This window comes from Bifidobacterium sp. ESL0682 (assembly GCF_029392815.1).
Lineage (GTDB): Bacteria > Actinomycetota > Actinomycetes > Actinomycetales > Bifidobacteriaceae > Bifidobacterium.
This window is the reverse complement of record NZ_CP113942.1, coordinates 1,262,908-1,289,729: the sequence shown is the minus strand read 5'-3', so window position 1 is coordinate 1,289,729 and position 26,822 is coordinate 1,262,908. Positions and strand designations below refer to the sequence as shown.

The 26,822-nt window shown below is 55.1% G+C and carries 23 protein-coding genes and 1 tRNA gene; 13 read left to right on the top strand and 11 right to left on the bottom strand.

All coding sequences use genetic code 11. The features are described 5' to 3' along the window. The first annotated feature begins 75 nt into the window (after positions 1-75). The 3 genes from OZX57_RS05485 to OZX57_RS05475 all read left to right on the top strand — a co-directional run bounded on the left by OZX57_RS05485 (position 76) and on the right by OZX57_RS05475 (position 5,287). Positions 76-1,368, top strand: a complete 1,293-nt coding sequence (locus OZX57_RS05485; RefSeq protein WP_277161732.1) for a deoxyguanosinetriphosphate triphosphohydrolase — start codon at positions 76-78, stop codon at positions 1,366-1,368. A gap of 175 nt (positions 1,369-1,543) precedes the next feature. Further along, positions 1,544-3,676 (top strand): DNA primase, encoded by a 2,133-nt coding sequence (dnaG, locus tag OZX57_RS05480; RefSeq protein WP_277161731.1) that lies wholly within the window; start codon positions 1,544-1,546, stop codon positions 3,674-3,676. Positions 3,677-4,093: 417 nt separating this feature from the next. Continuing rightward, positions 4,094-5,287 carry an SLC13 family permease gene (locus tag OZX57_RS05475; protein WP_277161730.1) on the top strand — a complete coding sequence of 398 codons (1,194 nt, stop codon included), beginning with the start codon at positions 4,094-4,096 and terminating at the stop codon, positions 5,285-5,287. A 36-nt stretch (positions 5,288-5,323) separates the two neighbouring features. On the opposite strand, the gene OZX57_RS05470 is transcribed toward OZX57_RS05475, so the two are convergent. Then, the gene (locus OZX57_RS05470; RefSeq protein ID WP_277161729.1) at positions 5,324-6,592 is read right to left on the bottom strand and encodes an ATP-binding protein; all 1,269 of its coding nucleotides are present in this window, start codon (positions 6,590-6,592) and stop codon (positions 5,324-5,326) included. Between the two features lie 227 nt (positions 6,593-6,819). Here OZX57_RS05470 and OZX57_RS05465 point away from each other — a divergent pair, with 227 nt between their 5' ends. The 6 genes from OZX57_RS05465 to OZX57_RS05440 all read left to right on the top strand — a co-directional run bounded on the left by OZX57_RS05465 (position 6,820) and on the right by OZX57_RS05440 (position 11,954). Continuing rightward, positions 6,820-7,089 (top strand): ATP-binding cassette domain-containing protein, encoded by a 270-nt coding sequence (locus tag OZX57_RS05465; protein ID WP_277161728.1) that lies wholly within the window; start codon positions 6,820-6,822, stop codon positions 7,087-7,089. Next, positions 7,083-7,580: an ABC transporter ATP-binding protein gene (locus OZX57_RS05460; RefSeq protein ID WP_277161727.1), complete on the top strand. Its 498-nt coding sequence runs from the start codon at positions 7,083-7,085 to the stop codon at positions 7,578-7,580. The genes OZX57_RS05465 and OZX57_RS05460 overlap by 7 nt, the downstream gene beginning before the upstream one ends. Further along, positions 7,577-9,007: a hypothetical protein gene (locus OZX57_RS05455; RefSeq protein WP_277161726.1), complete on the top strand. Its 1,431-nt coding sequence runs from the start codon at positions 7,577-7,579 to the stop codon at positions 9,005-9,007. The genes OZX57_RS05460 and OZX57_RS05455 overlap by 4 nt, the downstream gene beginning before the upstream one ends. A gap of 197 nt (positions 9,008-9,204) precedes the next feature. After that, a complete protein-coding gene (locus OZX57_RS05450; RefSeq protein WP_277161725.1) occupies positions 9,205-9,909 on the top strand; it encodes an ABC transporter ATP-binding protein in 705 nt (234 codons plus the stop codon). Further along, positions 9,902-10,561: a hypothetical protein gene (locus OZX57_RS05445; protein WP_277161724.1), complete on the top strand. Its 660-nt coding sequence runs from the start codon at positions 9,902-9,904 to the stop codon at positions 10,559-10,561. The genes OZX57_RS05450 and OZX57_RS05445 overlap by 8 nt, the downstream gene beginning before the upstream one ends. 19 nt (positions 10,562-10,580) lie before the next feature. Next, positions 10,581-11,954: a hypothetical protein gene (locus OZX57_RS05440; RefSeq protein ID WP_277161723.1), complete on the top strand. Its 1,374-nt coding sequence runs from the start codon at positions 10,581-10,583 to the stop codon at positions 11,952-11,954. 9 nt (positions 11,955-11,963) lie between these two features. Here the strand turns inward: OZX57_RS05440 and OZX57_RS05435 are convergent, their stop codons facing one another. From OZX57_RS05435 to OZX57_RS05425, 3 genes are all read right to left on the bottom strand, one after another. Beyond that, positions 11,964-12,854 (bottom strand): response regulator transcription factor, encoded by an 891-nt coding sequence (locus OZX57_RS05435; RefSeq protein WP_277161722.1) that lies wholly within the window; start codon positions 12,852-12,854, stop codon positions 11,964-11,966. Further along, positions 12,851-14,155, bottom strand: coding sequence for a sensor histidine kinase (locus OZX57_RS05430; RefSeq protein WP_277161721.1), 1,305 nt, complete (start codon positions 14,153-14,155; stop codon positions 12,851-12,853). Before OZX57_RS05430 ends, OZX57_RS05435 begins: the two co-directional genes overlap by 4 nt. A gap of 46 nt (positions 14,156-14,201) precedes the next feature. Then, positions 14,202-14,275, bottom strand: a tRNA-Arg gene (locus OZX57_RS05425). 352 nt (positions 14,276-14,627) lie between these two features. On the opposite strand from OZX57_RS05425, the gene OZX57_RS05420 reads away from it, so the two are divergent. Beyond that, positions 14,628-14,936 (top strand): YhbY family RNA-binding protein, encoded by a 309-nt coding sequence (locus OZX57_RS05420; protein WP_277161720.1) that lies wholly within the window; start codon positions 14,628-14,630, stop codon positions 14,934-14,936. 560 nt (positions 14,937-15,496) lie between these two features. Next, complete coding sequence (locus OZX57_RS05415; protein ID WP_277161719.1) at positions 15,497-15,943, top strand: transcriptional repressor; 447 nt, start codon at positions 15,497-15,499, stop codon at positions 15,941-15,943. 109 nt (positions 15,944-16,052) lie between these two features. Here the strand turns inward: OZX57_RS05415 and OZX57_RS05410 are convergent, their stop codons facing one another. From OZX57_RS05410 to OZX57_RS05390, 5 genes are all read right to left on the bottom strand, one after another. Next, entirely contained in the window at positions 16,053-17,309 is a 1,257-nt protein-coding gene (locus OZX57_RS05410; protein ID WP_277161718.1) for a DUF2156 domain-containing protein, read from the bottom strand. Next, the gene (locus OZX57_RS05405) at positions 17,249-18,484 is read right to left on the bottom strand and encodes a hypothetical protein (RefSeq protein ID WP_277161717.1); all 1,236 of its coding nucleotides are present in this window, start codon (positions 18,482-18,484) and stop codon (positions 17,249-17,251) included. The genes OZX57_RS05410 and OZX57_RS05405 overlap by 61 nt, the downstream gene beginning before the upstream one ends. Continuing rightward, positions 18,399-19,193 carry a hypothetical protein gene (locus OZX57_RS05400; protein WP_277161716.1) on the bottom strand — a complete coding sequence of 265 codons (795 nt, stop codon included), beginning with the start codon at positions 19,191-19,193 and terminating at the stop codon, positions 18,399-18,401. Before OZX57_RS05400 ends, OZX57_RS05405 begins: the two co-directional genes overlap by 86 nt. An 89-nt stretch (positions 19,194-19,282) precedes the next feature. Beyond that, positions 19,283-19,819 (bottom strand): alpha/beta hydrolase-fold protein, encoded by a 537-nt coding sequence (locus tag OZX57_RS05395; RefSeq protein ID WP_277161715.1) that lies wholly within the window; start codon positions 19,817-19,819, stop codon positions 19,283-19,285. A gap of 8 nt (positions 19,820-19,827) precedes the next feature. Continuing rightward, complete coding sequence (locus OZX57_RS05390; RefSeq protein ID WP_277161714.1) at positions 19,828-20,676, bottom strand: hypothetical protein; 849 nt, start codon at positions 20,674-20,676, stop codon at positions 19,828-19,830. 460 nt (positions 20,677-21,136) lie between these two features. Here OZX57_RS05390 and OZX57_RS05385 point away from each other — a divergent pair, with 460 nt between their 5' ends. Together OZX57_RS05385 and OZX57_RS05380 are read left to right on the top strand one after the other, a co-directional pair. Beyond that, positions 21,137-23,212 (top strand): LTA synthase family protein, encoded by a 2,076-nt coding sequence (locus OZX57_RS05385; RefSeq protein WP_277162950.1) that lies wholly within the window; start codon positions 21,137-21,139, stop codon positions 23,210-23,212. 37 nt (positions 23,213-23,249) lie between these two features. After that, positions 23,250-24,437, top strand: coding sequence for a glycosyltransferase (locus OZX57_RS05380; protein ID WP_277161713.1), 1,188 nt, complete (start codon positions 23,250-23,252; stop codon positions 24,435-24,437). Positions 24,438-24,496: 59 nt separating this feature from the next. Here OZX57_RS05380 and OZX57_RS05375 read toward each other — a convergent pair whose 3' ends face one another. Both OZX57_RS05375 and OZX57_RS05370 read right to left on the bottom strand, forming a co-directional pair. Beyond that, positions 24,497-25,522 carry an aminotransferase class I/II-fold pyridoxal phosphate-dependent enzyme gene (locus tag OZX57_RS05375; protein ID WP_277161712.1) on the bottom strand — a complete coding sequence of 342 codons (1,026 nt, stop codon included), beginning with the start codon at positions 25,520-25,522 and terminating at the stop codon, positions 24,497-24,499. 212 nt (positions 25,523-25,734) lie between these two features. Next, the gene (locus tag OZX57_RS05370) at positions 25,735-26,628 is read right to left on the bottom strand and encodes a formate/nitrite transporter family protein (protein WP_277161711.1); all 894 of its coding nucleotides are present in this window, start codon (positions 26,626-26,628) and stop codon (positions 25,735-25,737) included. Positions 26,629-26,822: the final 194 nt, after the last annotated feature.

Here is a 26,822-nt window from a genome sequence, read left to right as displayed (position 1 = left end):
TATGGTTGTGTTGCATTAGGAAAGGGCTTGTAGAACTGCGATGACGACAAGATAAGGCGACGGAAAGAGATTTACATGACTGAGACGCGAACTGCGGATGGTGAAGAAGTGCTGACGGAGGAAGGCTATGATGCCTTTGACGAGGAGCGTTGGGCTTCCGAGCCGCCAAAATCGCAGTCCCGTACCGCTTTTCAACGTGACCGTGCGCGTCTTATCCATTCCTCGGCGTTGCGCAGACTTGGTGCGAAAAGCCAGATTCTGGTGGCAGGCACCGATGATTTCGCCCGAACCCGTCTGACGCATACGCTTGAAGTGGCACAGATTGGCCGCCAGATCGGCTCGATGCTCGGCTGTGACCCGGACGTGGTCGATTGTGCCTGCCTTGCCCACGATCTCGGCCATCCACCATTTGGGCATAACGGCGAGCGTGTGCTGGCCGATATCGCCTCCGGAATCGGCGGTTTCGAAGGCAATGCGCAGACCTTGCGTCTGCTGACGAGGCTTGAGCCGAAAGTCTTCCATGCTGATGGGCGTTCCGCAGGCGTCAACCTCACCCGTGCTTCGCTCGATGCGGCGGTGAAATATCCTTGGACGCTTGCCGAGGCCGCACAGCACCCGAAAGGGGAGCGGAGCGCGAAATTCTGCGTCTATCCAGATGATGTCGATGTGTTCAACTGGCTCAAACAGAGCGCGCCGAAGGACGCCAAACCGATGGAATGCCAGGTCATGGACCTTTCCGACGACATTGCCTATAGCGTTCACGACGTGGAGGACGCCATCGCCACGGGTGCCTTCAACCCGCTGGCTTTGGCCGATTCGCGTGTGCTCGACGGCATTGTTGAGGTTACCCGCGAATGGTATGGGCAGCAGTGGGATCCTGATAAGCTTCTCGAGGCATTCCAACGTTTGAAGAAACGTCATATGTTCCCCTCGCATTTCAACGGTTCGCGCCAGGCGTTGGCGCAGTTGAAGAACATCACCAGCTCGTTGATCGGTCGATTCGCTGGCTCCGTGGAACGGGCGACACGCGAGCAGTACGGGCAGGGGCCGCTGACACGTTACAGCGCCAATGTCGTCATTCCAGAAGAGACCAATTACGAGATCGTCGCGCTCAAGGGTATCGCGGTGTACTTCGTTATGGCGCCGCGTGAACACGAACCATTGCACGAACAGGAGCAGCAGATTGTCGCCGATCTGGTCGATGTGCTGATGGCCGATTCGCCGCGTCCTTCCGACGCGTTGGAAACCGTGTTCCTTGAGGACTGGAACGAGTCCACCAACGATGACGAGCGCCTGCGCGTGGCCATCGACCAAGTGGCCAGCCTCACCGACGGCTCCGCGATGACCCTACATTCGCTGATTTGCTGAATTTGGGTCATTCGTGTGGCTCATGAACAGTTGAGCCGGTCGGTCGTTGGCAAATGAATCTCCATGATTGGGTTGTTGCTTTTTTGCGTTGATGGAAAAAGGAAGTCTTGATTTTCGGTTTCCGGTGTTCGCTGTGATTGCCTCTGATGCATGGTGCGCGGTAAGGTGAGCAGTTATGGTGGGAATGATTCCGAAAGAAGACATTGAAAAGGTGCGCGCGACGGCGGACCTTTACGATATCGTCTCGTCGACGGTAACGCTCAAGGCTGCGGGCACCGGCACATTCATGGGGCTCTGCCCATTCCATGACGAAAAGACTCCCAGTTTCAGCGTGCGCCCATCATTGGGAGTCTGGCATTGCTTCGGATGCGGGCTCGGCGGTGACGTCTTCGGCTATGTCGAGCATAAGGAAAACATCGATTTCCGCGAGGCCGTGGAACTGCTGGCCGACAAATACCATATCGAGCTGCACTACGTCAGTGACAACGGGGACAAGCAGGAGCATCGCGGCTCTAAACGCGCTCGCTTGCTCGAAGCCAACGAAGAGGCCCAGCGCTTTTTCGTCTCGCAGATTCTGACCCCGGAGGCGCTCGCCGCCCGCAAGCTGCTTGGCGGACGCAACTTCAGCCAGGCGGACTGCGAACGGTTCGGCTGCGGTTACGCGCCGCAAGGGTGGGACAATCTCGTCCGTCATCTGGCAGAAAAGGGCTTCACCCAGAAGGAGATGCTGGACGCCGGACTTGCGCGGCAGGGGCAGCGCGGTGTTTACGACTATTTCCGCGGTCGTGCCACATGGCCGATTCGCGATTCCACGGGCCGCACCCTTGGCTTCGGAGCACGCAAACTGTATGACGATGACACCATCAACGCCAAATATATCAACACTCCCGACACCCAGCTGTATCGCAAGACCCAGGTGCTTTACGGCATCGATCTGGCCAAGTCCAGCATCGTCAAGAAGCGCCAGGCCGTCATCGTCGAAGGCTATACGGACGTGATGGCCTGTCAACTGGCCGGCATCGACACGGCCGTCGCCACGTGCGGCACCGCGTTCGGCGAGGAACACGCCAAGATCATCCGCCGATTGATTTCCGATGATTCACTCGGCGCCGTACAGCTGGTCGGTCCGCTGAAAGTAGAGGGACAATCCCTGAGCTCGCGTATCGTATTCACCTTCGACGGCGACGCGGCAGGGCAGAAGGCCGCGATTCATGCCTTCGGGCTTGACTCTGCGTTCCTTTCGCAGACCTTCGTGGCGGTAGCCGACAACAATCTTGACCCATGCGACCTGCGCATTCAGCAAGGCAACGAGGCCGTGCGCTCGCTGATCGCCCGCGCCAAGCCGCTTTATGACTTCGTCATCGATACCGCCATCGGCCGGTTTGACACGTCGTACACCACCGGGCAAATGGGTGCGGTCAAGGCCGCGGCGCCGCTCATCGCGCAGATTCGCGACCGTTCGCTGCTGGACATCTATACCCGCAAGGCGACTCGTCGTATCGGCGTGGATCTCGATATCATGCGCCGCGAGGTCGACCGCGCCCGGCACCAGCTCCATGTGCGCGACGACGATGCATATGCATCCAAACGCCGTGGCGGCAACGGTTATGAAGCCAATGCACAGAGCCGCGAGAACGCTTACGCCAATCCCGCAGCTCGCAAGGCGCTGCAACACCGTGATGCCGCCGATCAGACCTATTTCCGGGTCGATGACGCCGTGTTTATCTGCGAGCAGCAGTTCATGGCGGTGCTGATCCAGGTGCCGCGTGCCATCGACCCCAATGCGTTCGCACAGCTGACATTGGCCGATTTCATGACGCCGGTGTTCCGAACCCTGTTCCAGGCAATTGCGGCGGCGGGCGGTCTGCCGGAGAACAACACGCCTCAGGGTCTTTGGATGCATAATCTCACCAAGGCCGGCGGCCCGATGCTCGAACAAGTCATCAACGAGCTTGCCGTCATGCCGTTGCCGTTGCCTGGTGGCGATGATCAGAACGCCAATGCCAATGGAGCAAACAACGTTTCTGCAGTAAATAACGGACAGAATGGTGACATTAATGGCACGGGTGTGCCCAATCCTGCAGCCGCCCAATTGCGCACACCAACGGCCGAAGAACAGCGCTATGCCTCGGAGCTGACAGCACGGCTGCTCGATGTCGGTTACATGCGCCGTATCGGCTCTGCAAAGCGCAAGATGGCACAATTGCCGGACGGCGAGGAAAAGATCCGGCTTCTGGGCAAGATCACTGAAATGGAAACCGCACGAAAGGATCTTCAAGCGCAGGTTTATGGCAATACTGTGGCATAGCATTGCCGTTTGAGCCTTAAATACGACAGGCTATGAAGAATTTCTTAAGAATTTTTGAGAATTTTGGTCGCTTTTGAACGGACGAAACAATATCAATATTTTCTAGTATTCTTCCATTTCGTTTCGGTAATACATCGGCAAAAGGTCGCTAAAAGCCCGTTTTTTGGTCTTTTTCTGCTTTCAAATACCCATACAATGGGTAATAGAAAAACGAATATATGCGTCCGATATCGTGATGGAACTCATTATGGGACGTGTTTTCGTTGGCCGCTTTGCCGGCCGAAATGATGGATGGGAAGACGGATGATCAAGACGCTGGAGATTGCCGGGTGCGCGCACCCGAAGACGATTGGACTGCACCAATGAGAGATCTTCAATGCGTCGTGTATTCCCTGTTGACGGTTGGTTGGTGAGTCAATGCGCCAGTGGATTATCAAGGAACTGAAAAACGACACCATTCTCGTGGTGGCGATGATACTCGCCATCATCTCGTGTTTTATTGTTCCACCCGATCGTCAGTATCTTGGTTATATCCACCTCAACACCATCTGCCAGCTGGTCTGCCTCATGCTCGTGGTCTGCGGGTTCCAGCGCATCGGCGTGTTTCATATCATCGGAACCAAGCTCCTCTCTCACGTCCACAACGAGAGCGCTCTCGTAATTTCGTTGGTTTTTCTAGCTTTCTTCTCTGCAATTTTCATCACGAACGATGTTTCACTGGTCACGTTCATTCCCTTCGCCATTTCGGTGCTGGTCATGGCGGAAATGGAGGACAAGGCCGTTCTGGTGGCCACGTTGATGACCATCGGCGCCAACACCGGCAGCATGCTCACGCCTGTCGGCAATGCACATAATCTCTATTTCAAATCGATCTCCAAGATGCAGACCGCGGAATTCCTCGAGGTCATGGGGCCGTTTTCCTTGGCTTCGGCGGTACTGCTGCTGGTCGTCATTCTTGTTGTTTTCCGTCGTCGCGACAGCCAGGCTGATTTCTCGGGACTTGGTAGCAAGGGCATCGAGCAGTCGTTGTTCGCGCCGGAAAGAAAGCAAAAGCCGGATGAGGTGCGGGTGGTAGATTATGGTGCAGGCTACGGCGGCTGGCGCGTAGTCGTTTACATTGTCCTGTTCCTTATCTGCATTTTCACCGTCGGCGGCTCGATTCCGCTGTGGCTCATGTGTGTGCTGGTGTTCGTGGCATTCCTGTTCTGCGACCGTCGTGCGTTCCTCAAGGTCGACTGGAGCCTGCCGCTTACCTTCGTCATGTTCTTCATCTTCATCGGCAACATGCGTCGGGTTCCGGAGTTCTCAAACTTCGTGGCGTCCATCGTCAACCAGCACCCGATGGAGGTCGCCGTTGCCTCCAGCCAGCTGATCAGCAATGTGCCCACTTCGATTCTGCTCTCCGGTTTCTGCAGCCAGTGGCGTGAACTGATTATCGGTACGAATCTCGGTGGTTTGGGCACACTGATTGCTTCGATGGCCTCGCTGATTTCCTACCAGCAGATCGCGCGCAAATATCCCGACAAGAAGGGACGTTATCTGCTGGTTTACACAGTCACCAATGTGCTTTTCCTGGCGGTGTTGCTGGGACTGGCGCTGATTATCAACTGACAGTGACGGTCAGATTGATGAAATGAGACTGCTGGACTATCGGGGCAGTGAATACGTGGTGGTTCCCGAGCGGATGAAGCTGCTCAACTTACCCTGATCGGTGAGTCCTTCGAGGGCATCGGTAAGACCGTTGGAGTTCGTGCCGAGTCGAGTCTGAATTTCCTTGAGGCTCAGTTCAGTGCCCTGCTGCGCGAACAGATGCATGGTGATTTCTTCAAGCGTGTTGATTTGGTAGGCTTCTGAATCCGTGTTGATTTGCCGTCGTCCGCGTTCCTTGCCTTTGGCTAATTGAGAATTTTCGGAAGTTGGTATCTTGTGGGAATCATGTAGTTGCTCCCACGCTTTTGCTCCGGCCAGAACCATGGAAGGCAGTGAATTCAAAGAGGCGACATTCAGCACGCGGCTGCCGTTCAGGGCTTCCGCGGGGATGGTGGTGAAAAGATGTTGCCCGCCAAGCGGGAATGTATAGCGCTTGGCTTTGCCTGAGACAACGCCCGAATTATCGTTATCGGGATTATCTGTTTCGTTTCCCGATTTGTCTTCATTCTCGTCAGTGCTTTGAGGCTCGGGCCATGCCGAATCCAGCACTGGCTTTGGCAGAATCATTGCCACCGAACCCGGCCCGACACGAAGTTGGGGGCTGGCAAGGCTTTCGGAATACGAGTCAAGGATGCGTTGCACACCGGTGCCGCAGTTCTCGCTCAAGTGCAGTGCTTCGAACACGTCCGCGAGCCATGGGTTGCGCGATTCGCTGACGCCATTCAACAAATCGTTGACTTCGAAACCGTCGACCAAGCCGCCGGGAGAGACGATTTCGATGCTTGAATCAAAGATGCTGATAAGAATCGGGCCATTCTTGTCATAATCACGGTGCATCACCGCATTGACCAGCGACTCACGCAACGCAGCTTGTGGCCATGCGTTTTCGGGATTGTGCTGGTTCAGAAACATCATCGTGGCATCGATCTGATTTAAAATCGAGCCGGAAACATGGTGTCGCTCAATCAGATTCGTTTTGGTGTCGCCGTCGAATACCGCGCACTTGACGCGAAATGGGCATTGATCGGAGAGCAACAGAGCTGTATTGGTGGCTTGCTTTTCGGCATTGAAAAGATGCAACTTAATAAGGTTTTCGTCGGACCATTCAAATCCGGCCGAAGCAAACGCCGGCTTCGCATATTCGAAAGTCAGATTCTGATCGGCGCTCAAACGATGGTCAAAGGGCAACGTAGAGGAAAACGCGTGGGCTGTTTGCCAAGCGTCGTCATTGTCAACAGTCTGAGGCGTTTCCTTGTCCGTGTCCATGTCTTGAGTTTATCGTCACTTTACGACACGAATAGTAATTTTTCCATTGCAATTCCGCCATATTTCGGCATTTACGCAATCGTTGCACCGTTCGTTCGAATCCTTTTGCCATGGTGAATTTTCATATCGTCGTCGCCAATCAGTAATTCGGTATTTCAGAACACCTAAGGGAAAACAGTGACTTTCGACACCGGGCATGGCACGTTGAAATATGTGACGATAACAATATGAAAATCCAACAGACTACATCGGATTCCACGATTGCCAATACTGCCCAACAGCAAGCAAAACCAGAGCCGAGCGTGAAAGCGGTCGGGTTGTCGAAGGTGGTCTCGCCCCGTAAAGGCGACTCGGTCACGATCCTTGACAAGGTCGATTTCTGTGCCTACCCCGGCCAAATCACCGCTATTGTCGGTCCTTCCGGATCAGGAAAGTCGACGCTGCTTTACTGTCTCTTGGGCTTGAAACGTTCAGCGATGGTGCCGTTTCATTGTTAGGTACGCCGATCAAAGATACGAAACCTACGAAACTGACCAAATTTAGGCGTAACCATCTGGGTTTTGTCTTCCAGTCATACAATCTTGTGGCCAGTATGAGCGTTGAGGAGAACATCGCTCTGCCGTTCACGCTGCGTAGTGCCCGTTTTCCGCGCAAACAGGCTGAAAGCATGCTGGATTATTTCGGACTGCTGAAGCAACGCAAAGCCAATGTGACCGAGCTTTCGGGCGGCGAACAGCAGCGTGTGGCCTTGGTCCGGGTGCTGCTGGCAAGTCCGGACATCATTTTCGCCGACGAGCCGACGGGTGCATTGGACCAGGAAAACGGCAGGAAGGTCATGGAAATCCTACGTGATATCGCCCAGAACCCTCAGAAAACCGTCGTGCTGGTGACTCATAGCGCTGAGATTGCCAATCAATGCGACAGGGTCGTCGAAGTCCGAGACGGCAGAATTTCGCAGGGTTCGGCTCAAGACGGGGTGACGGCATGAAATGCGCATTGAAAGACCTCAAAGCCGCTCCGATGGTCTGGGGTGCAGTCGGGCTGGTGCTGGTCGTCGGTCAGACCATGCTCTCGCTGTTCATGGCCTTGTGGGAATCGCTGAAACGTGCCTGCACAGGGCCGTGTATAGGCACGAGCGGCGATCAGTCATTCATGATGACCATGCCGTTGTCCTTCCTGATTGTCATGTTCGCCTTCGTCGTGCTGTGGACGGTATCTTCGGCGTTGGCCCAGCGTCGTCGTCAGCTCGCGTTGCTGGTCTTGCAGGGTGCCACGCCGATTCAGCTGCTCCTGCGCACGATTGCGGTGGTGGCGGTGTTGTTCGTAGTGGCGAATATGGTGGCGTTTGTCGTTGTGCCGCTGGTTGCTCCGGGATTTTATGGATTCTATATGCCGATTGCGATTGATGTGGATTCGTTTTCGCCGTATGTAGGCTCCGGAGTCTATTCCGCTTTGGCTAAGGGTGCGATTTTCGGCGGTGTGACGGTGCTGGTCGGCACGGTATTCACCATGCGTTCGATCGCGAGAATCAGCCCGATAGAGGCACTGCGGCAGTCACAGAATCCTCCGCGCCGCTCCGGTATCAAACGCTTGGTAATGACTGTAATACTCCTTGTGGCGGCTTTGGTGGTCTTGAGCATTTCCGGGCTGACACTCAAACCCGTGAGCCAAGCGACGATTATGCGTGGCAAGGCGTTCACCGATTCGACAAGCACCTTGCTGATGCTGACGGCGATTCTCGGTATGTTCCTGTTGGTCTTCGCGTTGGCTACGGCGGCACCGTTGGTATTGGGCCGGTTCGCTTCGTGGTGGACCTCGATTCCCATACCTTCGGCTACTTGGAGACTAGCCGGCCAGCAGTCCAGCGGTCGCATCAATCGGCAGCGGGGCACGGTGATGCCGTTGGTGATCGGGTTGGCAATGACCATGACGGTTTCCAGTATTTTGGCCACACTCAGCACGACGATGCGTCACATCGCTCCGGGCGTCAAAGGGTATGGGGCTGCAAGTCTTGAACGGATTCTCGCCAGCTTGGCACCGGCCATCATCGTGGCTCTGGCCGGAGTCGTGGCAGGGTTGTGCATTTCAGCAGGAGCACGGAAAATCGATGCGGCGCTGACCTACGTCGCCGGTGCCGATATCGGCCAGTTGACGGTGCTCTCGTTCTTGGATGGTGCCATCATGACCGCGACCGCGGTGCTGCTGGCATTCATCGTCACGAATATCTCGTTGCTTTCCCTCGATTTCGGCTTGCTGAAATTGGTGGGCCATTGTGTGCCGAATCTGGAGTTGCTCGGCTGGCTCGGCATTCTCGTTATCGCGGTTATCGTCGGCGCCGTCGCCACGGGGATTCAGGGCTTGGCAACCAAGTACCAGGATTCCGTGCACATCATCGCTTTGGCGATCGGGGAGTGACAACATTCGTGAATGCGAGGCAGAATGCTGGCTGTTCTTTGATTCTCAATTGAAAATACCTAAGGGAAAACAGTGACTTTCGGCACTGAGCTGGGCATCTTGGAATATGTGACGATAAAAATATGGAAAACGAAAACATCACAAGCTATGCAACACAGACATATCCCATACAGCAAAAGACAAGAACCAAAGAGGTTTTGCGATCCGAAGGTTTGGTTCGTGACTTCGGGTTCAAGCTGGGGCCGATCGATCTGACGCTTCGCGAAGGCGAGACGGTGGCGGTCATCGGGCCATCGGGATGTGGCAAGTCGTCGTTGCTGCGGTCGATGGCGGGCATGGACAAGCCCACCAGCGGCAAAGTGATATTCGATGACAAGGTGCTGGCCAAGCTCGGCGAGAAAGAACTGGCCCAGCTGCGTGCCTTGCGTTTCGCGTTCATCTTCCAGGACTACATGCTGCTCGAGAACCTGACCATAGGGGAGAACGTGGCATTGCCTGCCTCGATTCGCGGCGAGCGGATGGGCGACGATGAGATGTTGCGGGCCCTGGCATGCGTGGGGCTTGCCGCCAAACCATTGGGCACACCTGTCACCAGCCTTTCCGGCGGGCAACAACAGCGGGTCGCCATTGCCAGGGCGCTCGCAATTGGAGCCGATGTGTTGTTCGCTGATGAGCCGACCGGCAATCTTGATCCGAAGGCCCGTGATGAGGTAATCGAGACCATCCATGCCTCCATGCGAGCTGGGCTCAAAGCCGCATTGATTGTCACGCACGACCCGGTGGTCGCTTCATCGGCCGACCGTGTAGTGCTGATGACTGACGGCCGCATCGTAGGGGAATACGGTAATGAGCTTTCCTCCGCACAGATTGAAGATCTGCTGCTGGGAGGTCGCCATGAGTAAGTCCAAAATCGGGAGGATGAAGCAAAAAGACGGCATGGGTGTTGCCGACTCGAGGCATACAACTGGCGCGGGTGGCGTAGAAAGTACGGGTAGTCTGCCGTCATACAGGGCTTGGATGAACAGCGTGCATATCATGTCCTCGCTTTGGAGAGGCAACAGGCGTCTGCAGCTGCTCAACGGTGTGGCGAACATGGTGGGGATGGCTCTGGTGTTTGTGCTGGCTTGGGCCACGAACTCGGTGCCGGCGTTGGGATCGGAGTTGGGGACGTTCCTTGTCTTCATGGTCATTGGTGTTGTACTGATTGACAAGACCACTACGGACCACGCCTTCATCGCCAAATGGAGCGATCTGATGCGTCTGCGGATGATGGGCGCCACCCCGCGTTGGCTGATTGGTGCCATGATCGGTGTGCAACTGCCTATCGCCTTTGTTTCGGCGTTCGGCGCTTGTGTGCTGGGTGTGCCGGGCAATGCGATTTTCACGTTCTTCTTCAAAATAATGGGACCAGAGGCGCTGAATCGCACCGGTTCCGGTTTCGTCAAAGCAGTCTGGCAAACCGTGCTGATTTCGTTGTTCTGCGCCGTGGTGTCCGCATATTTCTCAGGCAGGAAAGTCGTCAGATCGAGACTGACGCTCTCCACACGTTTCTGAACCCAAGACGAGACGTACCGTGTATACGCGGCTTTCAACGGTATCTCGTAACCTCATCACCTTGGCGATGTTCATTGTCGGTATTGGCTGGGGTGTTGTCTCATCTCGGTCCGGCAGCGAGATGGCCCAGATGGGTAATGGCGTGATGCCTCTGTTGGTTTGCTGGGGTATTGCTCGTCTGGCCAAACCGTTGCTGCGAGCCATAGGCGGCGGCATCAGCAAAAGATTGCATGGTCGTTCATGGGCGGATATCGCTTTGCGTGATTTGGCTGCGCTCAAATCCATGTCGATTTTCAGTATCACCGTCGTCGCGGTGGCTGTGTTCGTGTTCTTCTATGGGTTGCAGACGTCTCTGGACAACGCCGCCCGCAGCTCGTTGCATGCGATGTTCGACGGTACGGCGATTGTCCAGACAACGAGCGCTGGCAAATCCGGTACCGACAGGCTGAGAGCAACGGCGATTGAAGCCGATCCTCATGCGTTGGTATTGGCTCCGACTGGCGTGCAATATACGGATTCGTACTCGACCAGTTGTGAAGGGCAGATCAAGGAGGAAATCGCGGAACATGAGCCGTTGAATGAGGGGCTTTCTTCGGTGATCGACCATGGGTCGCTTTCGAGCTTCGTGCCGGCAGATGCAATACAGGGAGACGTGGATGCTCGCGATGGTGTGGTATCGACTGATTATGGCGGAGAATACGGCAAGATCGGTCAGCCGGTGTGCGTAGCCGGCGCGGATGGGCATTGGCATCGCAGCAAGGTTACCGCAATCGTGCGGATGGCCAGCGGTATGACCGGTAATTTCTATGTTCCGCGCTCGCTCAAGCCGATGGAGAACCAGCATGGCAAGCGCATGGCGATGATTCATAACAATCGTGTGGGTCAAGTTCGGGCGCTGGTATCTGACGGCAGCAGGAAATCTTTGCAGGTTTCGGATACGCGGAACATCATCGACCAACTGCCGCTTGGTGCGGTCGCTCAGCGTGAATATTCGGCTGGCAACCGAACCAGTCTCTATTTCACGGTCTATCCGATTCTGCTCATCTCGGTGGTCGGTTTGGTCTCGGTGGTCGCCAACGATGCGGAATCTCGTCGCCGTGAGGCCAGGGCCGCCTGGATGATTGGCATGAGTGAACGACAGTGGGCCACAATCGGTTGTGTTCGCACCGGTGTCGAGGTCGGTGTGGCAGGGTTGCTCACTATGGTGGCTGTCGTAGTCTCCAGCAACCTCACCCAACAACAGAGCCTTGCCGGCTATTGGCATGCGGCTCGGGTGTATGTGCCGTGGCCGCAACTGGGCATGATGGCGCTCGCATTGCTGTTTGTTGTTGGCTGCGGTGGCTTGTTGTATCGTTCGGTCTATCGTGGTGTTGCACGAAATGGAGGACGATAAGAGACGGTTTCAGTCCAACGTTCCGCCAAGCATGGCGGTCAGCTCGGTGCGGTTGCGGACATTGAGGCTGGCGAAGATGTGGCTGGCGTGGTTTTTCACCGTTCCAGGGGAGAGGAACAGCTGATCTGCGATTTCCGAATTGGTGCGGCCTTGCGCGATCAGTAGGGCAATCTGCTGGTTTCGTGGCGTCAGCTCGGCGAGCAGCGCACGGGTTTCCGGACTGGTTTGAGAGAAGTCCGTGACGCTGCTTGCAGTTGTATCGGGATTTTCGATAGCTTCTACATGGCTGTCAGCATTCCGGTCGAACTGGGATTGATGAGCGGTTCCGGTAGGAGAGGCGTCAAATCTTCGTAGGATTCTTTCATCCGTGGACTGTTCGCCGGGATTGTTCGAAGAAGCCGTATTTTTATGGCTATTGTCGTTACTCGTGCCGGATTGCGAGATGAGACGCATGACATGAGCGGTGGCGCTGGCTCCGATGATGCGCCCTCCTTCGGCTGCTCGATGAATGGCATCGTCGAGGTCGGCCGTGGAGACGTCCTTGAGCAGATAGCCGACCGCCCCGGCTTGTAAGGAATTGATGAGATTGTCATCCTCGTCGAACGCAGTGAGCAAGATGCATTTGATATTGGGATATTTGTTGTGCAGTTGCGCAATGAGTTCGGGGCCGTTCATCTGTGGCATGCGCGCGTCGATGAGTGCGACATCGATCGAGCTGAGTATCTCGTTTTTCAGTGCCAGTGCCGCTTGTCCGCTCTGCGTTTGGGCGGTCACTTCTACGCCGGGCATATAGGTGACGAGTTCAGCGAGTCCGGTGAGAATGAGCTCTTGATCGTCCACAATCAGGAGGCGGATAGGACGCTCGGGCAGGTTAACTTCGGTTTCGACGGTATTGTTCACGACTCGTCTGTTCCTTTCATCGGCGTCGGCGCGTTGCTTTCTGTATTGTTTTTAGTGGTCTGGTCTGCTTGGTCAAAACGCGTTGGTTGTTTTGGCGGACTCTTGTGCTGTTCCGTGATGGTCAGAGTCACCTTGGCCCCGCCCAGCAATTGTGATTCCCCAAGTGTCAGAGTCCCTCCGGTTTGTTCCACGCGCTGGCGCAACGCCGCGAGGCCGAATCCGTGATCGATGTCGTTCGGATCGATGCCCGGTCCGTCATCCTCAACGCACAGTGTTGTTTCATGGCTGCCGACAGTAATGGCGAGCCGTACCTTGGCGGCGTGGGCATGACGGACGGCGTTGGTCAACGTTTCCTGCAGAGCACGGAAGAGCAGAGTCTGCTCGGTAGAGCTGAGTAAGCTCACTTCTCCCGTAATGTCGGTCTGCATCTCGAGTCCTGTTTGGCTAAACGAGTGCGCCATCGCGTCGATGGATGCATTCGTCAGTGTTTGGCCGAACGCCGCTGGATCCAGAGCGCGTGCCATCTGCCTCACTTCGGACAGCGCGCCTTCCGCAATGTCGTCGGCTCTGGTGATAGGTTTGCTGATGGCTACCCGTTCTGTTTCAGTGAGATTGGTAGCGGCAGCGGTGGCATTTGCCGCAGATTCATGGGCATAATGCATCGCGGTAAGTTGTTGCCCCAGCGAATCATGCATTTCGCTGGCCATTCGTGCCCGTTCGCGCGAGAGGGTCAGCGATTCGATCTGCTCCACGTTCTCTTGCAGTTGAGTATTGGCCCGTTGCAGTTTCTCTGATTGCACGGTATAGACCATGAAAAGGATTCCGGCGAATAATATATAGACTGAAGTAGCGATGGAATCGAAGAGATGCAGGCTTGACAAATTATTGAGTATCGGCGAGAGTAACCACATGGCAATTGCGGAAACCACGATGGTGATGTACCCGAATGCGGCATTGAACAACATCGATGCTTCGGCAATGACGATGTAGGCGAGCAGCTGCCCGCCATGGCGCAGGTAAGGCGCCGACCATATGCAGACCACTATCAGAACCAAGGCTGCCGTGCGTTGCCAGAACAGTTTCGGTGCCTTGAACATGGCGATATAGAGCAGCAGAATCAGTACCGGTTGCAGCACCATAAGCACGAAATGGCCCACATACGCGGAATCGGGAATGATAAAAGCAAACGCCAAGCCGAATATCAATGCCGAGTACTTGGGGAATCGGCGGCGCGGCGCCTTCCCATCGATACTGAATATTGACGGTTTTCCTGCCGCCTTGCCTTTGCCGTGATCGGTCATCTGACTCCTTCGGCGCGGCTGGCAAAATTCGGCCAGCAAAACAAAGTGACCCCGGCGAGATTCGAACTCGCGACCTACAGATTAGAAGTCAGTTGCTCTATCCAACTGAGCTACGGGGCCAGACACCAATGTTCGATTATATCAGCACGCGGGACGCAAAATGGCCGGAACGCCGTCAAAGCTAGTCGCGGTTGTGTTCCGGCTAGAAAACCACCTTGAAACTGAACCTTCCAACCATCTGAAGTCTAATAGATGGAGATCATTTTTCTGCTGATGTTGCGGTACTGGTTTAAGCCCGTGTTGATGGCATCATGTCTGAAAAGCAAATTGTGATATATGCTGTTCCGTCGAAATGCCACAGGACAAGCCTTTGGGATATGGTGTAATCATATGGAAGGCCGGGCGTTGTCTACTCGATGAGAAGGCAAGGACCGATTACGGCAATAGGCGATTACGAAGAATGGAATGTTACATGGCAACAAAACTCAACAAGCGACAAGTCAAGCAGCTCAAGGCGTTGGCGAGCAAGATTTCGCCAATGCTGTGGATCGGCAAGAACGGGGTTACCGACGCCGCCGTGAAGCAGGCTTCGGAGACACTTGAATCGCACGAGTTGCTCAAAGGCGTGGTGCAGGACGGATGCCCGATTGATGAGCAAGAGGTCGGTGAGACCTTGGCCGGTCAGATCGGTGCGCAGCTGGTACAGGTGATTGGTCATCGTTTCGTGCTCTACCGGCCTTCGAAGAAGCCCGGCATCACTAAGATTGAGCTCGTTCATTAGTCATTTGTCATAAGTTTTATGACTTGTGTGCCACCGGTATGTGCCGGTGGCATTTTTGATGAAATGAGACGTTTTGTATAAGGAATTGAGCAGTCGTATTGTCTTGTAAGTGTCGCGTAAAATTGGGAACGGCTCAGATCTCCCAACGATACTTCGGAGATATCATGGCAGCTCACGTTCCATCAATAGCAGTGATTATAGTTCGGCAAGCGATTGAGAGACGATGCATCATGAACGGTCCGAACTTGAGGCCACCGGGTGCTGGGATGATTTGCGACAATAGCCAGGACCAGTCAACAGTGCTGAATGATGACGGACTCATGGTTTGCTGCGTTTCGCGTTGAGGGGGCTTTATCTCAACGTTGGTTGGTAATTGATTGCAGCGTCAAGTCTCTTGGATTGAGCTGCTCTTTCCAAGCCATGCGATTGCGAGTAAAATGCCGTTTACGTCCAATGGTGAGTCCGCAGAACAATCAGGACAGCACATTGGCCATAAACATGATGACGAAAGAGGTTATGTGACGGTGGTAGCCAACGGGCAAAACGAAGAGAGACATTCTATGCGTAGAGTGCTCACCAGGCATGGCCGCCGCGGCAGCCAGCATACCTGGCAGAAGGATGCCGTACTGAAGGCGCTTTCGGGCTGCGACGATTTCATCTCCGCGCAGGACCTTTATCGAATCCTCAGCGAGAACGGGCAGGGTATCGGACTTTCCACCGTGTATCGGCAGCTCAACGCATTGGCTGATGATGGCAGAGCCGACACCATTCATCTTAATGATCAGCAGATGTTCCGCATCTGCGACGACGGCGAGCACCATCATCATCTGGTCTGTGAGAACTGCGGCAAAACGGTGGAAATCGAACCGCCCGAGGAGTGGGTTCGTAAGGTCGCCGTGGAACATGGCTTCACCGTTAGCTCGCACACGCTGGAAGTATTCGGCCTTTGCCCGGACTGCCAGCGCTTGGAAGCTGAAACGGAAACCCGGAACAAGTCGGACTTGTAAGAATCTGTATCAAATTTCTCGTCAGGAGAATAGTTAAATAGAAAAGGATGGTGGCCAGCCTTGATTGACTGGTCACCATCCTTTTTCATATTCACGGAACTTCCAGATGTTACTTCTTGTCTGGTTTATCCGTAGTCGTCATCTGCTTGACGATCTCCACAACCTGCTTCGGCTTGAGTTCCGGCACATAGGCGTTGATTACGGCGAAGGCGATCTGTGCCAGCTTGGCCGAATCCAGGTAGCAGATATAGATCGGGGCCGGGCTAGGCTGGAACTTCTTCTTGAAGAAGAACAGGGACTTAAAAGCGTACGCCGGTTCAAGGATGTCCGCGGCAATCTGCAGGGCGTGCTCGATGATTTCCGTACCTGTCGGTGATGCAGGTTTCGATTTGGCGCTGTCAGCAGACGCAGGCTGAGCATCTTTGGTATCTGATTTGGCATCAGGTGCAGAGGCATTTGCCTTGAGGCTGTCTGATTTGTCATCTGCGGATTTGGCAACAGAGACGGCTTCCTTTTCTCTGCTGCTAGCTACCCTATCCGTAGAGACTTTGCTGTTATCGGTATGCTCGGATTCTCCGGTTTTCTTTGGTTTCCTGGTTCTTGTGTCCTTGTCGCCTTCAACCGCCTTGTCGGCGGCAGCCGGGGCCTTCTCGCCCATGCCGGCCAAGGGTGCGGCCGAAAGACTCATGAACTCTATCGCGTTGGCGGGGTCGGTCAATCCCTGGTCGCGCAGGCGTTCGGCCATGCGTGCAATGAGGAATTCCATGGTACCGTTGGGGCTGTCGGTGCGGTGACGCATGAAATCAAGCGTCCAGCCGATGATTCGGCCGCCGCGATAGGTGGGCAGCCAGCTGGTGACACCGAGCACCTTGCCGTTGGAATCCACCGCATAGAGCAGTGCCACACGGTCGTCGCGCAGTTCCTCGATGCCGCCGAGCGTGAATTTCATTTCCGGCAGCGCCTTGAGCTGGGACCACTGCTCGGAGATGTCGACGATCTGTTGGTCGATATTGAAACCGGCCTGGTCGTAGGTGGTGAGCACATCGGTGATGCCGTCGCGTTTGGCCTTGTTGATGGCGGTACGAATATCCTGCCATTTCTTGCCACGCGTCTCCCAGCGGTTGGGATCGAGCACCATTTCGGTACCGACCTGAATGGAAGACCAGCCCAATGATTCCAGCTCTTCGCGCTGATCATCGTGAACCGCGTAGAAGGAAGGGGACCAGCCATTTTCATAGCAGAATGCCGTGAATTGGCGCAGGTCGTTCATGTATTCGCTGGGCTCGCCGAACGGTCCGGTGACAGTCAGGGCGATACCGTGCAGGACGCGATAGGCGATGGCGGAACGGCCGGTGGGGAGAACCAATAGTGGTTGCCTTCCCACGTGGTCATGAAGCTCATCGATTCGCCGCCAAGAGTGACCAACGCCTCGGCCCTCTTACGATCGCGTTCGTCTGGTGTCACGTTGTCGCGGAACCAGAGGATGAAGACGATAAGCACGGTCAGCCAGAATACGACGGTCAGTCCCTCGCTCACCAATGTCGCCAACGTGGTTTGTGGCATGATCAGGGCAGTGGACTTGCGACCGCCGAAACCGGTGGGCAGGAGCCTGCGCAGCATATCCATCACCATGAGTTTGACGGTGGGCCGTGGTCTGAAGTCCTGAGGAGCGGCCACAGCAAAACCGATATAGACGAAACTGGTGATCAGCAGCATGCCGACCATGGCGATGATGCCGTTACGTATGCGCGACGATCCCGTGGAGACGCTGAAGTGAGAAAGTTCCTTGATCATCAGAACAATCAGCACCAGAGGCGGTAGGGCCGTGGTGAAGAACGCAGGCATGAAGTCGTATTTGTTGGCCATGCTCTGGTTGCTCGGTGTGATGGTCAACGGGAAGATGACGTAGTAAAGCAATGAGAACACGACGACAGCGCCATTGAGCACGATACTCACCCAGGCTGCCAATCGACGTCCGTGGTAGAGGCCCCAGGCCACCACCGCAAGGGCGGCGATGGGCAGCAACATGTGCAGCCACAGTCCGGCCACAGCGAGATGTTTCTGAGTTGCGACCAGACGCAGGCAACTGGTTACCGATTTGTTGACGCTGCATGAGGTGAGCAGTGAGGAATCACTCCAGAGCGACGAGGTAAAGAGGCCGAAAGTGGTCAGCGGGCCGAGGTGGGAAGTGGAGGTCAGGGCGAGCAGCGGGCCGACGGCGAGCACCAGCTGGGCGAAGGCGAAGAGTCGCCTGATCTCGTAATCGGAGGTGTTGGTCCAATGGATGCGATCTTTGATGGGGCCGTGCATCAGCATGCCGGTGAGCTGACCGACGATAGCGGCGCCGAGAGTGCAGTAATCGCCCGGGTTGCCGCTGAAGAGCAGGAGCGTACAGATGAAGGTGTATCCGATGAGAATGATGCGGCGCCGCCAGAGGATGGACTCATAGGCACTGTCAGCCATCAAGGCGCCGATGATAATGGTCAGTGGGGAAAGCAGTACCGGCAGACGTTCCATGCTTTGCCAGTCGTGCATCGCCATATCGACCAGCATGCAGACAAGCAGACCAATCGTGGAACCGATGACGGCGCTGAAGAGGGCGGCGAATGTCGTCGTTCCATGCGCCAAGTTTGGATTGGGCTACGGAGAGGATGATAACAATCAACAACGTGTAAATGATCAGCATCAAGGGGCTGCGCACGATAACCGAGGAGCGGAAGATCTGCGTCAACCAAGGGATGATGTCCTGACTATGCAGCGTTTGATGGAACGGATTGTGCGGTCTCATTCCATTTCTCGCCCTTCCGAACAGAATTTCGGTGAGGCTCAGGTTGCGTCCGTTAGCTGGGACATGCATATGCCGCATGGCCGAAAAGACCATATCGACGATATTGATGACGAGGAACAGTGCGGCGACTACGATGGCGAAAAGATGGCCACGCATCCAACTGACAAGGTCATGGCCCAAAACGGTCCAACTTGAGGGGCCGCGTTTTTTGCCTTTTGAGGATGTGGAACGATTGGGATTGGAGCCATGCTGATTTGGCTTTGAAGGCTGGCCGGACGAATTTCTCCGGCTATTGCCGGCCCGGTCGCCTTTGGCGGTTGCTTTTCCGCCGTTGCCGGCCGATTCACTATTGGCCGGTGCCTTCGATGCATCAGGCGCTGCAGCCGAAGAATCCGGGTTCATGGCAGAAGGTGCTGATGAAGGTGCCGGTGGCTCGGTATTGTTTTCAACGTTGTTTTGCATCTTGTGACTTTCGTTCTTCAATCTTATGGCTTCCCGATTATCAGTGAGTGGAATCGCCAAACAATGGGATTCCACTCTAGACATGGGCATTAGTCGCTTTCGCGATTCGTGTTTGCGGCCACTACTTCAAGATTCGGATAGGAGGATATCTGCCTTCCGGTTTCTCCCAATCCTGTATCTGTGCCAAAGAGATCAATCTGTGCTGTCATTCCCGCGTTGACGGTATGCCAGTCGTGTGCGCTGTTTTTGACAATTACGGTGGTCGTTGACATGCCAGCCCTCATGGCAGCCATGGATATGGCTTTCTGATTCTTCTGGGACTTGGTATCCAGCTGGCCGGCCGCCGAGAACCAGCTTTGAGTTGAAGGCGCGTGGCTCTGGATGATGGAGATGGGGACGTGTTTGTCGAATTCCTTTTCATCGCCACCGAAGAAACGCTTCACCGTGGAATTGTGCGAGCCGTCGGTCGGTTCTATTTCGCCGCCCGCGCTGTAGATATGACTATAAAGATTGGGATAGGCCGCACCCAGCTGTGTGGCGCATGTGCCGCCTTGGGAATAGCCGCCGATCAACCATTTATCGGGGGTCTTTTCCACAGGCAGGGTCTTTTTGATCCAATTGGTCACATCTTTGGTCAGGTATGTTTCGGCATTGCCGAAGACAGGAGTATCCGAGCAAAGGGAATTGTGGGTGATGGATCCGTTCTGGTCGGGGAGACGGCGATGGGTGCCAGACCGTAATGCTTTGCTGCGTATTTGTCGAGCTTCTGCCCGAGTACTCCGGCGTTGAAGAAACGGTCTGGAGTGCCGGGTTGCCCTGCCATAACGACCATGACAGGGAGTCGTGGCGGATTCTTGGTCAGTGCAGCCGGAGGAAGATAGACGTTGGCGGTACGGGCGTTGAAATGCGAGATGGTGGCAGGAATATCCACCGAGCGGACGATACCTTGCTTGGGCATGTCCTTAGGCAATTTGTTTTCCTTGCCGAGCTTTTTCCAGTCCTCGACGGTGCGCGGCTGGGTCGTCGAAACCTTATGAACGACCTTGGGATCCAGCGTGGCAAATTGGTTACGTCCGAACAGTGAACCGACGGTCGTGTATTCCCCGTAGATGATATCGACGCGAAGTGCGAAGGTGAGGAGAGTCAGGATTGCGGTGATGATCGCCAGGACCTTTCGCAATGTTCCCGAATCGAAGCACATAGCAATCAATGCTGAAATGAAACCGATGCCGAAGGCGATGTTGAACTCGATGACTCGGCCCAGACTGACGCCGAAGACCATGAACACGTCGGAAAGCAGCCACACGACAATATATCCGACGATGGTACCGATGAATCCCCATCCGAGCTGCTTGAGCAGCGGATCGCGCCAGCCGTCCTTCGACTTGAGCACGATGACAGCGATAAAGCCAATTACCGTGATTGTTTTCAGGGAGTTCGGCAGCCATCCTTCAAGCAGATTGATATTGTAAAACCAGTCCATCTTTTCCTCTCGCCATCCAAAGCGCGAACATCATTATCTGATGATTCTAGACTCCCGAACTGTGAGAGGTCTATCGGTCGGAAGAATGATTCCCTTTTTAACGCAATTCGGTGCCTTAGATATAGTACTGTGTCGTTATGATATAGGGAAAATACGTGAATCGTGGCATGGGTGAGGTCCATAGCCTTGCGGTACAGCACAACGAATGCGGCCGGTGATGGGGATCATAGGCTTATGACGTGAAACGGTCGCTTATGAAGGTGGTGGCGATTCCTCTTTGCGGGAAATCTGAAGTATGAAGGAAAAGAACAATATGGACGGTGTTGAGGAAAATGCACTCGCTGAAGACAACGGCAGGCACGTTGCCGATGCCAATGCGACGGACGTGGAGGAGCCGATGAATCAGAACAACAATGGGCAGACGGGGGATGCATCCCATCGGTCAGGCAAAGGCTGGCGTATGCACATTCCCGGTTGGGTATATGTGCTGCTGTTCATCGTCTTCGACATCATGATGACGCTTATCCTGCAACAGGGCGTCTCTCAAAACGACACCCGTGTGAAGCTTGCCAGCCCGCTTACCGGGGTGTGGGGCATGATCTCCAAGATGTGGGAGAAGGGCAATTTCGTCCTGGTGCTGAACCTGCTGCTGTTGGGGCTTATTTACCTTGCGGTGATCATGGCGTTCAACCGGTTCTGGATTGCCACTCCGGTGATGTTCGTGTTGATCATGCTGATTTCTGTCATTGAGCATTTCAAGGTCAGTGTGCGCTACGAGACGATTCTGCCTTCCGATCTGAGCTTCGTTTCCAACGGTGACGCCGGTTCGTTGATGAGTTTCATTCCCTCTGGCTCGGGAGGGTTGATTGCCTCTGTCGTGGTTGCCATGGTGCTGGTCGTCGTGTTGTTCGTGGCTCTGAGCCATTTTGACGCGCGACATGGCAAGGTGTTCGGTTTTCACCGCCATGAAGCCAACGGGAACGACGATGATAGCAGTGAACGTGCCGTGAAGAGCGGGGTCGAGAACAACAATAAGGAAAGCGACAGCAACACTAGGAGCAAGAGTCTTGGTGCCGCGTTGCGTATTGTGTTCATTCTTATTCCATTGCTTTTGGTGACCGGCTTCAGCTACCAGGTAGGGCAAGTCAATACCTTCACCAATTCCTTCGCCAAGACCATGGGCTACATCCCCTCCATGTGGGATTCCGTCTACGATGCGCAGCGCAACGGGCCGCTGGTCTCGTTCTTGGGTCAGGCACATCCCAAGGTGATGGATCAGCCAAGCGACTACAACGAAGCGACCATGAAACAGATCGCTAAACGCTATAACACCGAAGCCGTGAAGATCAACAAGACGCGCACGTCCAAGATGAACGACAGCAGCGTCGTCTTCATTCTTTCCGAATCGTATTCCGACCCTTCACGCGTACCGGGAATCAAACTCAACCATGACCCGATTCCCAATACCCGAGAAATCAAACAGCATACGACCGGCGGGTACATGCTCTCTTCTGGCTATGGTGGCGGTACCGCGAACCTTGAATACATGAGCCTGACCGGCATGTCGATGGCTAATTTCGACCCGTCGCTCACCAGTCCATACCAGCAGCTCATTCCCGGCGAGAAATGGACGCCGACCATCAACCAGCTGTGGGGAAGCAAGGAGCATTCCGTAGCCTTCCACCCCTACGAGCCTTCGATGTATCTGCGCGCCAACAATTACAAGAAGTTCGGCTTCTCGCACTTCTACTCGCTGGAACCACCGGAGGTCATCGCGCACCGACAGAAGATTGATTCCTCTCCCTATGTTTCCGATGCTTCGGCCTATCAGAGCGTCTATGAGTCGATGAAAAAGAACTCGCAGAACGAATTTGTCCAGTTGGCCACGATGCAGAACCACATGCCATACCATAACTGGTACAAGGACAACGATTTCAAGGCCGAATCCACCGATCCCTCGCAGCCGCTCGATGCGGACGAGAACGAGTCGATCAATACCTATGCCAAGGGCGCGAACATCACCGACGAGGCCACTGCCAAGTTCTTGGAACAGATGGATTCCCTCAACAAGCCTGTCACCGTTGTCTTCTACGGCGACCATCTGCCAGGCATCTATAAGACCGCTTCGGCCGACCAGAAGAACTCGCTGGCGCTGCACACCACCGACTATTTCATCTGGTCGAACAAAGCCAGCGGCAGGCAGGGGTACAAGAGCCCCGACGGTGAGTATTCCTCTCCGAACTTCTTCATGGCGCAGACCGCTGAGCAGACCAATTCCAAGGTGACGCCGTTCCTCGCCTTCCTGACCCAGCTGCACGGCAAGGTCTCCGCGATGGAGCCGCCTGTGGTCAATCAGATCCAGGGTTGGTCGCGCATTCCCGAAGGCCAGCCGATTTACCTCGACCCCAAGGGCCAGCCGATGGCTGAGAGTGATTTCGACAAGGAAACCAAGCAGCTCATGCACGACTACAAGCTCATTCAGTACGATGTCACTGCCGGCAAGGGCTACCTCAAAGACGCTAAATTTATGGGCTGAGTCCTCAGATTCCGTCAACAAAAGGTCGGTCGAAATCATGTCAGATTCTCGAAACGCCGCAGTCGATGCCGACAAGCCATTGACCATCGCGCTGGTTGTGGATTCTGTTGGCAATCGGGGCAATGGTACTTCAAATTCGGCGTTGCAATATGCCCAAGAGCTTGAGCGGCAAGGCCATCATGTTCGGCTGATAGGTGTAGACGCACCGGATTATCCCGTCGAAGTCCACCATCTTCCGTTCGTTTCTTGGCTCGCAGCCAAACAGCAGATGCAATTCGCGCAGCCTGACGATGCCGTCTTTCGTCAGGCTTTCAAGGGCGCTGACATCGTTCACATCTACATGCCGTTCAAATTCGGCAGATGTGCGCTTGCCGTCGCACGCTCGATGGCGATTCCCGTAACCGCAGGTTTCCATCTCCAGCCTGAGAACGTTACCTATTCGGCAGGTCCGTTGCGTTATATTCCCGGCATTCCCTCACTGATTTATTATCTTTTCGATTTCTGGCTGTACCGCCATATCGGACATATCCATACCCCAAGCCAGATGATTGCCCGTCAGCTGCGCGCACACGGCTATCGGGCACGGCTTCATGTCATCTCCAACGGATATTCGGGCCGTTTTCATCCCGCGAAAGCGCAGTCGTGCAGTGCCGACGGCGATGTTTCTCGGCGCGTGTTCCGTATCGTCGCATCAGGCCGACTGACCCACGAAAAGGATCATGAGACATTGATTCGTGCAGTGGCGATGAGCCGTCACGCCAATCAGATCGATCTGACCATCTGCGGCACCGGCCCGTTGCAACGGCATCTTCGTCGGCTCGCCAAGCGGTTGCTGCCGCGGCCTGCACACATCGGATTCCATGCCAACGAAGACATGCCTAACTTGCTGCGTGAAGCTGATTTGCTGGTTCATCCATCCATTGTCGATATCGAATCGCTCAGTGTGCTCGAAGGCATTGCCTCTGGCCTGGTCCCGGTCATCGCTGATTCGCCGCTTTCGGCAGCCAGCCAGTTCGCGCTGACGGATTCCTCAATCTTCCCGGCCCGCAATGCCAAGGCTCTTGCTCGGCGCATCGACTGGTGGATCGAACATCCGCAGAAGCGCGCCGAGTGGGGGCCACAATACGCGAAGGAAGCCCGCGAGGAATATGCGTTGCCGCAGTGCGTGCGCAAATTCATTGCGATGGAGCGTGAGGCCATCGCCGACGAACGCAAAAAGCGATGAGCATCAGGAAAACAGCCTTGTAGTCCTGATGCTCATCGCATGTCCGAATCCGTAGGGCGTTACAGCAGCGTGATGAGCTGGTCGGTGTGCTCCTGCGTGGTGGCCCAGCTGGTGCAGAGGCGCATCACCGAACGGGTGTCGTCGTATTTCTCCAGGAAGCCCATGGCGACTTGCGGCGAAAGGCGGTCGATGGTCGACTGATCCATGGCCACGAAGACCTGGTTGGTCGTGTTTTCGTAGACGAGCTGATAACCTTTGGCTTTCAGCGCGGAGCGGATTTGATCGGCCATGACGTTCGCGTTCTTGGCGATCTTCGTATACAGTCCGTCGGTGAACAGCGTATCGAACTGCAGCCCGAGCAGCCAGCCTTTGGCCAATAGCGCGCCATGCTGCTTGATCTGTGTGAGGAAATGCTTGGGTGTGTTGTTCTTGGTGAAGACGACCGCTTCGCCGAACAGGGCGCCGACCTTGGTGCCGCCGATATAGAAAACATCGGCGATACGTGCGATGTCCTCCAGCGACAGGTCGTTGTCGGCCGCCGTCAGCCCGTAACCCAGTCGTGCCCCGTCAAGGAAGAGCGGCATGTCGTAACGGTGTGCGACTTCGGCAATGGCCGTAAGTTCCGCCTTGGTATACATCGTGCCGTATTCGGTGGGGTGTGAAACATAGACGCAACCGGGGAAGACCATGTGCGTGTAGTTGCCGTCGGCGTAGAAGTCCTTGCAGAACTGGTCGAGTTCGCCGGTATCGATTTTGCCCTCGTGGCTCGGCAACGTCAGCACTTTATGTCCCGTCGATTCCACGGCGCCGGCCTCGTGCACGTTGATGTGCCCGTTGGTCGCAGCAATGGCGCCCGCATAGGCCGGGGTGATGGTGTCGATGACGGTCTGATTGGTCTGCGTGCCGCCGACCAGGAACCATACATCGGCGTCCGGGCAGCCGCAGGCCTGACGAATCTTTTCCTTGGCGGAATCGCAGTATTTGTCGGAGCCGTAACCTGGCAGCTGTTCCATATTGGTCTCGGCCATCCGCTTCAGAATCGAGGGATGAGCGCCTTCCGTGTAATCACTGGTGAAGTCCAGCATATCGCTCCTTGCTTTGCGCGTAATAATATGCCTCAACCATAATCCCAAGGGTGGTTACGACAAGCCAGAAAGGGCGCGATATCGCTCTCTCATTTGGCGGGATGGCGAATAATAAAAGAGATAATTCGCGTGGAATGCGAATTACCTCTTATAGTTCACGGTTAAGTGCCGTTTACATGCCGGATACGGAAATCTGCGCCGGAGAATAGAACCTATTTCTCGTCTGCTTCAGCGGTGATGCCGCGCTCGTCGTTCATGGTCGCGAAGTTGAGACCGATGAGAATGCCGCCGCCCACAAGGTTGCCGAGAATCGCCACCACGATGACGAGAATCGCCTTCCATGCGTTGATGACACCGTGCATGCCGAGGATGAGGAACATCGCAGAATCAGCCACGGAATGTTCGAAGCCGCAGAAGGTGAAGACCAGCACGGCCACCACCATGATGATGCACTTGGTGAAATCGTTGGAGAGCTTGCCGTTGTAGACCATCAGCATGGCGATGTTGATGCAGAAGTTGCAGAAGATTGCACGTACGAAGAGGTCACCGACACCGCCGACGGAGTTCAGGTAGTTGAGCTTCGTGTTGGCTGCCGCAAGCATGGCGTCGTAGCCGGCACCGGAGATGATGGTCGAGAAGCGCAGGATGACGGCGACAATCAGTGCGCCCAGCAGGTTGCCGAGCAGGCACAGGCCGAGCAGTTTCAGCGACTGCAGCCAGCCGATGCGCTTGTGGTAGGCACCGACGCTGACGACCATCATGTTGGAGGTCAGCAGCTCGGAATTGGTGTAATAGATGAGCACGAGTGCCCAGCCGAAGGTCGTTCCCGCCAGTACTTTGCCGGCCAGCATCAAGCCCGGGCCGCCGTTGGAGCTGGCTCCCATCATGACCCAGAATGCGGTGAAGAAGACGCCGACGAGAATGCCTGCCATCATGGCCCGCTGGATGTAGCGTCCGGTCATTTTGCCGGTCATGGTCTCTTTGTTGTCAAGCGCGTCGAGCACGGTCGAGATGAATGCGCGCCCGGGGAACAGGGGCTTGGTTTCGTCCTCAGTGCCTTCGACTTCGGAAATGGTCGTTTTGAGTTCTGATAGTTTGCTCTTCAATGTGTATTTTTCTTCTTGATCTGTTAGTTTTTGCAATTAAGTCCGCTAAATCTCATTATGAGACGGTGACACGTCACTTTTTGAAAGAACATGCCACTTTGTAAGCAAGAACACAATAATTATGTGATAAATGTTACATAATTTGAAACTGCATTGCCAATCGGCTCGCTCAATGATGATAAAAGTTTACAGAT

Excerpts from the sequence above, each read along its gene's own strand:
- OZX57_RS05415 (WP_277161719.1), top strand. The coding sequence starts at position 15,497 with ATGCGTAGAGTGCTCACCAGGCATGGCCGCCGCGGCAGCCAGCATACC.
- dnaG (WP_277161731.1), top strand. The coding sequence starts at position 1,544 with ATGGTGGGAATGATTCCGAAAGAAGACATTGAAAAGGTGCGCGCGACG.
- OZX57_RS05420 (WP_277161720.1), top strand. The coding sequence starts at position 14,628 with ATGGCAACAAAACTCAACAAGCGACAAGTCAAGCAGCTCAAGGCGTTG.
- OZX57_RS05385 (WP_277162950.1), top strand. The coding sequence starts at position 21,137 with ATGCACATTCCCGGTTGGGTATATGTGCTGCTGTTCATCGTCTTCGAC.
- OZX57_RS05430 (WP_277161721.1), bottom strand. The coding sequence starts at position 14,155 with ATGACCGATCACGGCAAAGGCAAGGCGGCAGGAAAACCGTCAATATTC.
- OZX57_RS05375 (WP_277161712.1), bottom strand. The coding sequence starts at position 25,522 with ATGCTGGACTTCACCAGTGATTACACGGAAGGCGCTCATCCCTCGATT.
- OZX57_RS05485 (WP_277161732.1), top strand. The coding sequence starts at position 76 with ATGACTGAGACGCGAACTGCGGATGGTGAAGAAGTGCTGACGGAGGAA.
- OZX57_RS05380 (WP_277161713.1), top strand. The coding sequence starts at position 23,250 with ATGTCAGATTCTCGAAACGCCGCAGTCGATGCCGACAAGCCATTGACC.
- OZX57_RS05445 (WP_277161724.1), top strand. The coding sequence starts at position 9,902 with ATGAGTAAGTCCAAAATCGGGAGGATGAAGCAAAAAGACGGCATGGGT.
- OZX57_RS05475 (WP_277161730.1), top strand. The coding sequence starts at position 4,094 with ATGCGCCAGTGGATTATCAAGGAACTGAAAAACGACACCATTCTCGTG.
- OZX57_RS05390 (WP_277161714.1), bottom strand. The coding sequence starts at position 20,676 with ATGGACTGGTTTTACAATATCAATCTGCTTGAAGGATGGCTGCCGAAC.
- OZX57_RS05470 (WP_277161729.1), bottom strand. The coding sequence starts at position 6,592 with ATGGACACGGACAAGGAAACGCCTCAGACTGTTGACAATGACGACGCT.
- OZX57_RS05400 (WP_277161716.1), bottom strand. The coding sequence starts at position 19,193 with ATGCAAAACAACGTTGAAAACAATACCGAGCCACCGGCACCTTCATCA.
- OZX57_RS05455 (WP_277161726.1), top strand. The coding sequence starts at position 7,577 with ATGAAATGCGCATTGAAAGACCTCAAAGCCGCTCCGATGGTCTGGGGT.
- OZX57_RS05465 (WP_277161728.1), top strand. The coding sequence starts at position 6,820 with ATGAAAATCCAACAGACTACATCGGATTCCACGATTGCCAATACTGCC.
- OZX57_RS05405 (WP_277161717.1), bottom strand. The coding sequence starts at position 18,484 with ATGGCGATGCACGACTGGCAAAGCATGGAACGTCTGCCGGTACTGCTT.